Genomic DNA, 13,138 nt, shown 5'->3' with positions numbered 1-13,138 from the left:
TATTGGGGGTCAGTTCACTTCGCGGCTTTCTCATGTTTCAAATACACGTATCTGAGCTTATAGACGGTAGGTCATCGCTCTTTGGGCTACGTAGTTCACCATATCAAGCGTTGTGAAGATCGAATTAACATCATTAATGTTGTAATCCACATGTCCACGCTCCACATATTGCTCAGCGAGACGGTAAATATCAACGACACGCTCAGCTACCGCTTCCATAGGATCAATAAAAGTGACTGTTGGAAATGCCGTTTCAAGTTGCTTTCTAACCAAAGGAAGTTCCGTGCATCCCCAAATAACCGTATCAACGCCCTTCTCTACGATGGATTGAATCGCTACAGCAAGCAGTGCGGCATTACGCTCAAACTCGCCCGCTTTGATCCCGTTGGTTTCTCGGATTGCTTGTCCACACTCTGTCATCTCACCGGTTACTTCACCATAGATAGCACTATGCACGTTATGCTCTTGCTCAAAGGAATCTGGCTTAACGAACACCAGATTCGCGTCCGTTAGGTAACGATCATAGATTCCCGAATTGTATGTGCCGTTGGTACATAAAATACCAACAACAGATTCAGAGTTCTGCTCTTTGATTTGATCAACGGTGGTTTGAAGCATGTCGACGATATAAACGTTGGTGTGCTTTTGAACCTCAGGTCTAAAGTAATGAGCGGTGTTACAGGTCATTACGCCAAACTGAACATTGGCATGTTCTAAAATGCACGCTGACTCAATCAGTTCAGGCACAGGATCGGTACCGCCTTCGTTAATCACTTCAGATCGATCGGGGATATCTGAGTTTTTCACCACTATCATGGCCATGTGGTCTTAGTCTTTAAGTGCGCCGTGTTCAATTTCTTTCTTGGCGACGATATCTTGGAACAGAGCATCTGCTTCAGGGCCCATATTACCAAATACACCGAATCGTAGCTTTTTCATTGTTTTTACCTTTGTGTTTGCTAAAGCACAAAGGTTATTACGCTCTTTCGATTTACTTGAATCCTATTAGATGGTTCGCATCCTCGCGAGTGCATAAACAGCGTACAAAAATCAGAATTGAGTACCAAAGGAAAAATGAATACGAAATTCGTCGCCTTCAGGCGCATCTAAGCCGTAAGCAAAATCGAGCTTAACTGGCATTAACTGTGAGTTCCAAATCAAACTCACGCCCGTCCCACGCTTCCAATCCGCTTGTTGATCAAATGCATCACCCACATCAAGAAATGCGCCCAACCAAATTGAACGATAGACTTGATGCTGATATTCGAGCCCAGCAGTTAACATATAACGTGCCCCCGTTAGTTCACCATTCTCGTCTCTAGGGGAGATAGATTCGTAACCATAACCTCGCAGGTTTCCATCGCCACCAGCAAAATACCGCAGTGACGACGGCACATCAGATAATGATTTGGCAATGTTGATGCCTACGTTGGAGCGGAAATGGAGCTTCTGCCTGTCACTAATATCCCATGAAAGGACACTGTTTCCTTCCAACCGCAACAGCCTTGAGTCAGAGAACAGACTAGGGTCAGAATACTCGACAGAATAGATGTGTCGATGATTGAGCTCCAACTGATCATTTTTACGATCAACCTGAGAAAAACTGATGCCAGGTAACAGCAATTGCGATTGCTCTTCCTCAGACGCCTGACGGTACTGTTCGTGCAAGTATTTGACATAAATGGTGCTTTGCCAATCACTGTCTAATTGCCAGTAACGTTCGAACTTAAGATCGTTTGTAAAGCTATTGGTGTCTCGATGATCAATTCGTTTCGATTCAAACTGAATACCAAAGTAATCCGTTGTGACTTTCTCTGTGGGGATTTTGTACCCCAACTGAAGTGATTGCTCCTGTTCAGACAAATATGTCTGTGTTTCAAAGCTGTGGCCTCTCCGGTTATACCAAGGCTTTGACCAACTGAGAGAGGCGCGTAAACCGAGATCTGTAGAATAGCCGCCACCGACCTGCACGATATTTCGAGAACTTGGCTCGGCAATGATTTCAATTGGAACTTCTAGGTTGTCATCAAGTTTGTCAAAGTCACCATGTACGATGACACTTCGAAACCATTGAGTGTCTGACAAATCAGATTGCAGTTCACCTAACTTGATGGTGTCAAAGTCATCACCTTTTTTAAAGGTGGGTATTTTCTCGATACGAGTAGGGTCAACCCCATCATCAGGAATACTTATAGAACCGAACTTGTAGCGTGGACCACTTGCAAAATACAAGTGTATATTCGCGATGTTCTCGCTAGGAATAACTTCAATCTTTGACTCGATAAACCTGCCGTCAAAATAACCTTTCCGCTTTGCTAAAGAGAAAATCGCACGCTTAGTTTGGTCATATTCTTGGTGAGACAAAGTTAAACCTGAGCCTAACTTGCTTTGATTGAGTATATTGATGAACTCCGCATCTAGGCTAGCTTCACCTGTTATTTTTACTATCGATTCTGCGATGCGCATGACAGGACCAGAATCGATGTTAATGATCACGTTATCAGAATCATTAAGGTCGATATCGAGCTGTGGGTGATAATAACCATAAGGGTTGAGTGCATCTTGAATACGTTTAGATAGCTTCGTTTTCGATAGCTGTGATGCAGGAACATCGGCTAAAGGTTCTAAATATAATTCTACATTTTCGGTGAGAGTTTTATTAACCCCTTTAACCTCAAATTCAGCAGCACTAGAAGAGTGTTGGGTAAACAGGAAAAATGAAGTGGCCAGCACTAATTGTTTAATCGAGGTCTTCACGCGGTTACCCAATTGCTCAAAACCCGAACAGGTTATGAGCAAAGCGTTAAATCGCCGAATCTCTTATGGAGGACGCTATCCTTCGAACGGCTTATCGGGTTGTTTAACACTGCAACAGTCGTTTATTAACGACTCAAATCCCAGCCCTACAGACACAAAAAAGGCGCAATTAAGCACCTTTTGAATGTCTATTACTTATTGATTTATATGGCTTGCTGACTCATATAGTTTACTGACTCAAGATCAGTTGTTGTTCAGCCACACATCTTGGTTTTTTGGAGCTTTCTTCTTCTTTTTCTTCTTGCCAGTACCGGCCGGTGGCGCAACAGGTTTTAGTGCTGCGATCAGTTCAGCTGTCGCTTCTTCATCCACTTCAAAGCCTTCAATTTGCTCACGCTCAAGACGAATCTTGTTCTTCTTCTCGATGATTTTGAAGTGGTGGTAATCTTCGTGATCGATCAGAGATAACGCAAGACCAACTTCACCTGCACGACCACTTCGGCCGATACGGTGCATGTAGTCTGACGGGCTGCGCGGTAAGTCAAAGTTGATTACCACTGGAAGCTTCTCAATATCCAGACCACGTGCCGCGATGTCTGTCGCGATCAGAACGTCAATCTCGCCAGATTTGAAATCTTCTAGGATACGAGTACGTGAACCTTGCCCTTTATCGCCGTGGAATACTTCTGCGATGATACCGCGCTTGTAAAGCTTGTCTGCTAGGTGCTCACAGCTGTTCTTCGCATTAACGAAGATCAGAGCTTGGCGCCATTCATGTTGTTGAATTAGGTGTGCGAGTAACGCTGTCTTGCGACCTTTTTCTACTTCGAATACACGTTGAACCAGTGTGCTCGCATTGGCACTTTGAAGTTGAACTTCAATTGGATCGCTTAGAAGTTCGTGAGTCAGCGTTTTAACTTGCTCTGGGAAAGTTGCAGAGAACAACAAGGTTTGTTTTTTGCTCGGCAAGAGCTTCAAGATTGCATCAAGTTCTTCGGTAAAACCTAGGCTTAGCATTCGGTCAGCTTCATCAAGCACTAACGTTTTCACTTTATCTAGTTTGATAGCGTTGCTCGAAATAAGGTCAAGCAGACGACCCGGTGTTGCCACCAATATATCAGTGCCGCCACGTAGCGCCTGCATTTGAGTGTTTACCGATACACCACCAAACACACAAACCGTTTTAATCGCGCCATTGAAATGCACAGCGTAAGATTTAACGCTGTCAGCCACTTGCTTAGCAAGTTCACGAGTAGGAACCAAGATAAGGCCAGAAACAAAGTTACCTTTGCCTGAACGACGGTCCAGAGGGGCATCTTCATGAATCTTTTGTAACAGTGGAAGTGCAAATGCTGCGGTTTTACCTGAACCGGTATTTGCGCCTGCAATCAAATCGCGTCCTGCTAACACACTTGGAATAACTTGCGCTTGGATAGGCGTTGGCTGTTGGTATTCAAGCTCAGATAAACGAGCCATCAAAGGAGAGATTAAGCCAAGATCAGAGAAGTTGGTTGGTGTAGTGGTGTTAGTCATTAATTGCAGGAACTCAAAGCTAAAATAATAGCGCGCTATATTAACGTATTTCAGCAGTATTACGTAACTAAATCGCCCCTTTCTCCCGTGTTTCAGCGATTAAGCCCCTCTAAAACACATCCAGATATCAAGTTATCGCAAATTTAGTTAAGCCAGCCCGCTACCGTTTGCTCTGGCGTGTACGAGTTGAGCTCGGTTAACCAAACAGCGACTGCGTCTGGTGTAGCGACAAGTGGCTCAAAATTGATATTAAATTGCCATTCAGACTCACCACGCTGATAACCATCGTAAACCACAACAAAATCATGTTCGAGTTTCTTACCCCTGTTCTCGCCCGCCTTAACGCTGGTGACTTCGTTCATCGCCAGCAAAGCTATATGAGCAACATAATCCCCTTTGCCTTCGTAACTTACGCTGAACGTATCGCCTTTATAGTTGACCGTTAGCTTGGGGTTATTTTGTTGTTTGAGCGAAGGCAACGTTCTGTCTAACCAGTTAAAGTAACCGCGCCACTCTTTTCCATCGACAACAAAGCCGGGTGTGTAAACCCCACTTGTTACTCCATAAGCTTTGTACAAGCGTTGCTTCTCACTAAACGCCTTACTCGCGAACTTGTCGCCCCAACCTAAGTAATCCCAATAATCGACGTGATAGGCAAGCGGAATAACTTGTGTCCAAAGTTTTGGATGGTCTTCAAAAGTACTGAGGTACTGATCAGCAGGTGGACAACTTGAACAACCTTCAGAGGTGAAGAGCTCGATAACCTGTGCGGGCTGGCCTTCATTACTCCAGGTTTGTGCAAGCGACACTGAGGAATAGAAGCCGATCGGTAAGCCAAATAAACAAAGTTTAATCAATGATGAATTGCGTTTGGCGTGTGACATACCGAGATCCTTGTACAAAGCGAATTGAATGGCGCTCAAATACAGACCGTTATGCCTAGGTTTTTCTTTCAGGTGCTTAGTTTACGAAGAGATTGAGTTTATTTCAGATACAAAAACGCCAGCTTTAGAAGCTGGCGTTTTCTTAAAATTCTATATTTACATGTTAACGCTGAGATTAACGGTTAATACCGATATCGCGTTGCATGTGACCAGATAGGTCGCTTGCGTAGTAACTACGTGGAGAGTTGTCTACGAAAAGAATATCGAAAATGTGTGCAATCAATCCTTTGAAGTTAACCGAGTAGGTTTTCTTATCCATAGAGTTAGGAACAGCGATAGTATTCATTTGTACTGCTTGAGCCATGATTGCCTCTCTATAAATTTATTAATGTGTTTCGTTCTGATGACAAGAATAATAGGTGATCTTTTGCAGGTTAAAAAATGACTAAAATTAGATTTTGGGATTAGTTTTTCTAATAAAACAAACCATTAACAATGCCACAAAATAGATATGCAGATTATGTGAGTACAAATTCAATATAGTGTTTAAATCATGCATTTAGTACAAATACCCCGCAAACAACAGTGGCCAATGTCACAGAAAATTTACATAAATAAATTTTCCACGTCATCAGCCACGTGTTCATTATCGACTTTTCGATAAGTTATATTTGTTTTTAATTTACTTGTTCAATGCCTGGCTTCTTCGCATAAACCGACGCTATAACCGCAATCGTCATCGTAGAAACCAATACCGCCAATGACCAGTAAGTTGGGATAGCCCACTCGCTATCAACCAGAAGCATTTTCACACCAATGAACACCATGATGAATGAAAGCGCGGGTTTCAAATAGATGAACTTGTCCATCATACCTTGCAGTACAAAATACAACGAGCGAAGACCAAGTAACGCAAACACGTTAGCCGCAAGTACCAAGAACGGTTCTTGTGTTACCGCAAAGATCGCAGGGATAGAATCTAATGCAAACATCACGTCCATGACTGCGATCGCACCGATGACCAACATCATTGGAGTGAATGCCCATTTAGCACCCTGTTTAACCATTAATTCAGGGCCATGGAAGTCCTCTGTTACCGGCATCACTTTACGAAGTAGCTTTTCAGGCAGAGTATTCACACTCTCCTCTTCGCCCTTGTCTAATGCCAGCTTAATACCTGTACCAATCAAGAACGCAGCGAACACGTAAAGCACCCAGTGATATTCCGCCAATAGCTGTGCGCCTAGTGCGATCATAATTGCACGAAGCACCAATGCACCAATTACGCCCCAAAGAAGCGCACGAGGTCTTAGATGCTCAGGAACTTGGTATTGAGCAAAGATCATCGCAAAAACAAACAAGTTGTCTACGCTAAGGGATTTTTCTAACAAGTAACCCGTAATGAATGACACGGTTGCTTTTTGCGCTGTGTAGTCACTGTTCGGCGCATAAATGTCCCAAAATAGGTAAATCGAGCCAGCAAACAAAAACGCAAGTACAAACCAGAAAACACTCCAGATTGCCGCTTTCTTGATAGTAACGTTACCGCCACGAGTCTGATAGATATCAATAGAGACGAGAATAACCGTTAGCAGGAAAAAGCCCGCATAAGTCGTCATGATTGGCGATGAAAAAAAGGATTCACTATTTGTAGATAATAGAGATTGAGTTGAGTTCATTATTCCTCCGGGCGGAAGAACTGTACAAAGACCTTCCGCAAACAAAGCATATCAAGCTCCATTACGGATCTTGACTGTGATTGCGTTGGTCTCGTTGAAGTGAAATATGGGATTTCACTTTTACATACCGGATAGACTCTTGGCCTAACGAGATGACGATATGTAAACTTGCGCTAACTACTCCCCAAACGCGTGGATAATAATCCTCTGGTTGTGTTTCGTCTATATAAATTTGCACGGAAAAAGCAAAAAAGGAGCAAACGCTCCTTTCTGATTGATGCCACTTTGTCAAATAGACACGCGAATTGATTCTAAGAATAAATTCGCAAGTCAAACACACTATTGCACTGCGTAATGAAGTTGCAAAAAGAGCAATTTACAGCCCTGCGGCAGGTATTAAATACACTAACGCTGACCAAACTGATACCCAACCGACAACCGCTACCGCATCTAACCAATCTTTCTTATCCATGCATATCTCCACAAGAAGGCGACCTGCAGAGATAAAGCATAAACAATGCCAATTTTATAAATAACCCAAAGTAATAGTGTTAAATATCAGTATCAGCTTTAGTTATCTAAAACACTCCATGCAATTCAACGGTTCATTGAGTTGAAGCGACTCTGGGTGGTCTTGCAGAAACTCGATGAAGCAGTCTGCCATAGAGTCAGTGGTGACCGTGCCATCACCGATCATATCCAACACAGCGTTATAGCCCTCTTTGCCTTTCATTGTATAGGCTGACGACGCGCCCCGGTAAATACGGTTGCGAGAAACAGCTTGCCAACCTGAATCATCAGAGTGAATTTCTAGATGGTGAATCCTGTGTCCTATAGGCGCTTCTTTGTGGTAACAAAACCTCAAATTATGTGTATAAGGAAAGCTACCTGAACCTGTGCCCACGACACCATTATCAATCGCGTTATTGATTGCACCTTCAAGCATGCCAGCGATCGTTTCACCTTTTACTTCATACACACCAATAGGTACGGCAAACGGTAGTAGTTTTCCGGCAATATCGGCAACAGAGACATCGCCGCTGTTCAGTGAATTTCTTACACCACCGGCGTTGTGAATGGCAAAGTCAACCTGATGCCCTTTCTTGTTCATTAGATGGTGAAATGATTGAGCAACCAAGGGGGCTAGTTGACTCGGGCCTTTAGCATCTGGAATACGTACATGGCGAAGTTTAGTGTCTGCATGAGCAATCACTTGTTGCTGAAGCTTTCGAACTCGCGGCTGGTATTTATCCGTCAGAATGCTCTGCAGCTCAGGAGCTTTCTTACACACTGCAATATTAGGGTGATTGTTTAAAAACTCACACGCCATATCGTGGGCATCGTCTTGCCCTACTTCACTCAGTTTCGCGTCTATAAAGAGTCGACGGCCTAATAACAGTTCGTTTTTACCATTGAAGTGCGTCACTTTGCCTTGAGAATCGAACTCGATTTCGCAGTGTCCTAAGCTCATGGCGTGGAAACCCGCTTGCACAACATAGGTATCGCCAATTTTCACACCGTATTCATCATCTTTAACTAAGCCGATATCAGAGAAATCACCTTGTAAGCGATGACTATGACCACCAACGATGACACCAATACCTGTTACGTTGGCTGCTAACTCTAAATCAGCTTCGTAACCAAGATGGCTAAGTAACACAATCTTGTTGATACCTGCTTGATGGATTTGCTCAATGGTCGCTTTTGCTGTTTCCCAAGCATTTTCAAACGGTGTATCGATATCTGGGTTCGCGATGCCTGCCATCTTGTCGATGCTTAAGCCGAATATTGCGACCTTCTCGCCATCAAACTCTTTCGTTATAAAAGAAGCACTTCGTGTTTCAGGCCGATAAGGCTTAACAATGTCGTTGTCCGCTAGCGTATGAGTTTTATTGATATCCTCATTCGATAGATTCCAGTTACCGGCCAACAGCGGGAATTTGATTCTTTTCGCGAAAATCGCAACGGGCTCATTACCCATGTCTAACTCGTGATTACCGAGCGTCATGGCATCTATATTAAGGGCATTCAACAAATCGGCATTGGCTTTTCCCTTGAATAAGGAAAAGTACAACGTGCCCTGGAAGCAGTCACCAGCGTGCAAGAACAAGGTTCCAACCTTCTGACGCTGGGCATCTTGTTCTATTTGTTTGAAACGTGTTGAAATTCGAGCAAAGCCACCAGCACTGACATAAGGTTCAATGATGTGGTTGTTCATTTTAAGTGATAGCTGTAACGAGGTTGGTTCAAAGTATGAGTGGGTGTCGTTGATGTGTGCCAACACTATTTTTGTCGGCTTATTCTTTTTAGTCATATTTTCTTCTCTCTTTGTCCCTTCATACTAGGTCGAGAATCATGACAGAATCGTGAATTTTATGAAACTGCACTGCAAAAAAATACTCGAGATAGATCAAAAATCTCATTTTGCACCGTATTAATAAACAACGGGTTTTATGACAGGTGAGCATACCGGATTTGGATTTTTCGATTATGATTAAAGATATCTGTTAGCTTTCAAATAATTAGCAGAGCCTTCCGTTAGGAGTAAGCCTATGCAACTAGAAAGAATCGAGATTTCTGGCTTTCGAGGTATCAAGCGCATGTCACTCGCGTTTGACGAGCTAACCACGCTTATTGGTGAAAATACTTGGGGTAAGTCTTCATTATTGGATGCCCTTTCCGTCATTCTGCCCTCAGACGGTGTGCCATATCACTTTGAAATGACCGATTTTCATGTCGATTACTCTGTTTCACACCCGCAGTCTCAACATCTTCAAATTGTTCTCGCTTTAAAAGCTAACGATAAGAGCGAACTTAACGCAGGTCGTTATCGCAAACTCAAACCTATTTGGGTTCAAGATGAATTTGGCGTATTTCGCATCTACTATCGCATCAGCGCGACGTTAGAACAGTATGAGACAACAACACACTATGCATTTCTTGGTTTGGACGGTAATCCGCTCAAGCTTCATCATTCAGAAAAGCTTGCTCAAGAATTAATGACCTTACATCCCGTTATCCGTTTGCGTGATGCAAGGCACTTTGATCGTCCTTTCAACGGCAAGTCCCTTAACCACAATGCTCACCTGCCGACTAATGTTCACGCAACTAATGCAAATTCAAACGGGAACGGGAACCATCACACGAGCAATGGCACAACAAATGGAAACGGCGCCAATAACGGTAATGGTCGACAAGCAAGAATAGAAAAACGAATAGACAACACCTGCCGCCGTCTTATGGCGATACCCGGACATGTTAATAAAGGTGAAATGCGCAGTAGCCTAGAGTCGATGCAAAGTTTGATTGAGCACTATTTTTCTTTCAAAAGTACTTCTCGTCGTAACCCTAGAAAACAGCGAGACGGATTGCTTTATTCTGCGGGTACCAATGATCAGAGTATTCATCAACTCGTCGAAGAGACCAAGAACAAACAAACTCGCTTATTATTCATGGGGTTACTTAACGCTTATCTACAAGCTAAAGGGCCAAACGACTTAAGGCGATGTGCGCGCCCTCTGTTGATCCTTGAAGATCCAGAAGGTCGATTGCACCCAACACACTTGGCAAGGGCTTGGAGCTTGATGCAGAAATTGCCCATGCAGAAAATCCTCACTACCAACAGTGGCGACCTACTTGCGGCGGTCCCACTTCAATCGATTCGTCGCTTGGTTCGTCAGTCAGATAAAACCATCGCCAATCAACTCAACATGAACCACTTCAGTAAAGACGAACTTCGACGAATTGGTTTTCATATCCGTTTCCATCGTTCAGGGGCGCTGTTTGCTCGCTGTTGGCTATTAGTAGAAGGTGAAACCGAGGTTTGGTTGTTCAATGAACTTGCCAACCAATGTGGCTATAACCTAGCAGCGGAAGGTGTGCAGATTATTGAGTTCGCCCAATCAGGACTTAAGGCGCTGATTAAGGTTGCACAAGAGTTTGGCATTGATTGGCATGTAGTGACTGACGGCGATGCGGCGGGTAAAAAATATGCCGCGACAGTGTTATCGAAACTCGGTAATGATCAGGAAAGACACAGACTCACCGAACTGCCTGATAAAGATATAGAGCATTATCTATATATGAATGGGTTTGAGAGCTTTTTCCGTGACATGGTTAAGATTCCATACGATCACCCTATCCCTCCGAAGAAAGTGGTCGCCAAGGTCTTGAAAAAACACGCAAAGCCTGACCTTGCACTTGCCATTGTTTCTCATTGCGAGAATCAAGGACAAGAATGCATTCCGCTTTTATTAAGGTGGACATTAAAACGCGTGATCACCATGGCGAATGGAAATACCTAAACATAATTTGTTTTATAGATGCTATCAGTTGCTCTACTGATGAAATATTTAGCTAGTCGCCTCAACCAAAAAAGGCACACCAAACGGTGTGCCTGTATAAATCGATATACAAATTAATTGGGGGTTATCTTGCAAGAGTTCACAGTGACTAACTAAGGTTAGGTTAACGAATTAAGCCTTTGCCTGTTTAGCGTGTTGTTCAACAACTTCCGAAGATTGAGTCGATTTCTCGTGAAGCCATAGCCCCGTTGCTTTCATCAAGTATCCAAATACACCACCAAGCAGTAAAGATGGCACTACAAGTTGCCAATCACCACCTGCAGCAAACGTCGCACAGCAACCAATGAAGGTGCCTGGGATATAACCTAGCCACGCTTGTTTCGCTTGAATACACATAAAGAATGCCACAATAGCAGTAATCATGTAGCCTAAAATCTCTAACCCTGCGAAGGTTGAGCTTTCGATAATCACCATTGCCCAGAATACGCCAGTCATGTTGGTCAATAAGCTACCTGCTAGTCCTTTAACGCCGCCTGTTGGCGAAGCAAAGTAACTGGTGCAACCTAAGAAACCTGCCCATGACAATAAGCCGAAAGAGATAGCAATCCATCCCCATAGACCTGACAAAATACCTGTTGTTAATGAAATCGCGACTAATGTACTCATACTATTTCTAAAGCCTAATTACGTAATTGAACGCAACCGGATTTAGCCTCACTTAAAATCAAGTAAGCATACTATGGGAAGATAGCCCTTATTTAGCCGATCACGATCACGTTAATAATGTATGCAGATGTGTATTTATCACTAGATAGAGACCGAAATCGCTTATTCAACATATTTGGTTATCAGTATTTTATCAATTTATCGTTACAGAAACGATGGCTTGCCTTTCATCATGCGCTTACCTTCTCGCTTAATACACTCAGCAAGTGGGTTCTCAGACATATCTGCACGCCAAATAAAGGACAAGGTTCTTTCCATTTCAAGCTCAGGGACATTTAATGTGACCAGTTGACCAGACTCAACAAACTGTTCGACATCGAGATAAGGTAAACACGTTAAATATGGGCCGTTTGCAACCAAACTTCTTAAAACAGGAACGTGTTCATACTCTCGCCAAACATCAAGATCACCAATTAAATGGTGAATAGAGCTATCAAAAACTTTGCGAGTACCCGAACCATGTTCACGTAATACCCATTTTGCTTGTTCTAATTGCGCCAAGCTTACTCGTTCACGCTTCGCAAACGGGTGATGAGCCGATGCAACCACCGTTAAATGGTCCGTACACCACACTTCTTGGTGAACTCGGTTGTCATCACAACGACCTTCGATAACACCCAAGTCATATTGATAATCTAATACGCCATCAATAACTGCGTCGGTACTTTGCACGCCAAGCGAGATTCGCATCTCAGGAAAGTCGTTATCAATAATACTGATGAGATCCGGAACGAGGTGTTCCGCTGGAGTTTGGCTAGCACCTAATTTGAGTTCGCCACTCAACAAATGCTGCTCGTAAAAACCCATCTCAATTTGCTGCGCATCTTGCAGTAAACGCTTCGCTTTTGGTCTTAACCACATGCCCCAATGAGTCAGGGCCATTTGCTTGCCCTGCCTTTCAAACAAAGGCCTGCCGAGCATTTTTTCCAACTGTGCAAGAGACATACTTGTTGCTGACTGAGTCAACGCCAATTTGTCTGCTGCCTGACTAACGCTCCCGGAGTCTGCTACTGCATCAAATACCGCGAGTTGCTTTAATGAATAACGCAAAATTCATCCTTAATGCTTTTAATTATTTGTGTCCTGATGCTCGTTTTTTATAAAGCCAATGAGCAATCAATTTCATTCTACGCGTAACCAAATCTATATCAATAAATTTGATGTGGTTTCTAAAAATTATCAATTTTACCTCTACCCCTCAACGCCCTAATCTGGAATGGCAGGACACAACGAGCCCTGCAAAACATTACTGATT

At 43.3% G+C, this 13,138-nt stretch carries 10 protein-coding genes; 1 reads left to right on the top strand and 9 read right to left on the bottom strand.

Translation table 11 applies throughout. The features are described 5' to 3' along the window. Window positions 1-57: 57 nt before the first annotated feature. The 7 genes from AB4384_RS16465 to AB4384_RS16435 all read right to left on the bottom strand — a co-directional run bounded on the left by AB4384_RS16465 (window position 58) and on the right by AB4384_RS16435 (window position 9,167). Window positions 58-822, bottom strand: a complete 765-nt coding sequence (locus AB4384_RS16465) for an aspartate/glutamate racemase family protein (protein ID WP_017070494.1) — start codon at window positions 820-822, stop codon at window positions 58-60. A gap of 228 nt (window positions 823-1,050) precedes the next feature. Then, a complete protein-coding gene (locus tag AB4384_RS16460) occupies window positions 1,051-2,769 on the bottom strand; it encodes an autotransporter assembly complex family protein (protein ID WP_029235239.1) in 1,719 nt (572 codons plus the stop codon). A gap of 231 nt (window positions 2,770-3,000) precedes the next feature. After that, window positions 3,001-4,290 (bottom strand): DEAD/DEAH box helicase, encoded by a 1,290-nt coding sequence (locus tag AB4384_RS16455; RefSeq protein WP_017059810.1) that lies wholly within the window; start codon window positions 4,288-4,290, stop codon window positions 3,001-3,003. A 143-nt stretch (window positions 4,291-4,433) separates the two neighbouring features. Next, the gene (locus tag AB4384_RS16450) at window positions 4,434-5,174 is read right to left on the bottom strand and encodes a DUF1223 domain-containing protein (protein ID WP_372129824.1); all 741 of its coding nucleotides are present in this window, start codon (window positions 5,172-5,174) and stop codon (window positions 4,434-4,436) included. 175 nt (window positions 5,175-5,349) lie between these two features. Beyond that, on the bottom strand, window positions 5,350-5,538 hold the full coding sequence (locus tag AB4384_RS16445) for a hypothetical protein (RefSeq protein WP_017059812.1): 189 nt from the start codon (window positions 5,536-5,538) through the stop codon (window positions 5,350-5,352). 313 nt (window positions 5,539-5,851) lie between these two features. Beyond that, entirely contained in the window at window positions 5,852-6,853 is a 1,002-nt protein-coding gene (locus tag AB4384_RS16440) for a TerC/Alx family metal homeostasis membrane protein (RefSeq protein ID WP_372129823.1), read from the bottom strand. 574 nt (window positions 6,854-7,427) lie between these two features. Beyond that, on the bottom strand, window positions 7,428-9,167 hold the full coding sequence (locus AB4384_RS16435) for a bifunctional UDP-sugar hydrolase/5'-nucleotidase (RefSeq protein ID WP_372129822.1): 1,740 nt from the start codon (window positions 9,165-9,167) through the stop codon (window positions 7,428-7,430). A gap of 238 nt (window positions 9,168-9,405) precedes the next feature. Here AB4384_RS16435 and AB4384_RS16430 point away from each other — a divergent pair, with 238 nt between their 5' ends. Then, window positions 9,406-11,157, top strand: a complete 1,752-nt coding sequence (locus tag AB4384_RS16430) for an ATP-dependent endonuclease (protein ID WP_017059816.1) — start codon at window positions 9,406-9,408, stop codon at window positions 11,155-11,157. A 171-nt stretch (window positions 11,158-11,328) separates the two neighbouring features. Here AB4384_RS16430 and AB4384_RS16425 read toward each other — a convergent pair whose 3' ends face one another. Together AB4384_RS16425 and AB4384_RS16420 are read right to left on the bottom strand one after the other, a co-directional pair. After that, on the bottom strand, window positions 11,329-11,823 hold the full coding sequence (locus tag AB4384_RS16425) for a DUF1097 domain-containing protein (RefSeq protein WP_017059817.1): 495 nt from the start codon (window positions 11,821-11,823) through the stop codon (window positions 11,329-11,331). Window positions 11,824-12,027: 204 nt separating this feature from the next. Then, the gene (locus AB4384_RS16420; protein ID WP_136978571.1) at window positions 12,028-12,933 is read right to left on the bottom strand and encodes a LysR substrate-binding domain-containing protein; all 906 of its coding nucleotides are present in this window, start codon (window positions 12,931-12,933) and stop codon (window positions 12,028-12,030) included. Window positions 12,934-13,138: the final 205 nt, after the last annotated feature.

The organism is Vibrio sp. 10N.261.51.A4 (assembly GCF_041471945.1).
Classification (GTDB): Bacteria; Pseudomonadota; Gammaproteobacteria; order Enterobacterales; family Vibrionaceae; genus Vibrio; species Vibrio crassostreae_C.
Note: the sequence above shows the minus strand (reverse complement) of the source record. Positions and strands in the feature narration are given on the sequence as shown.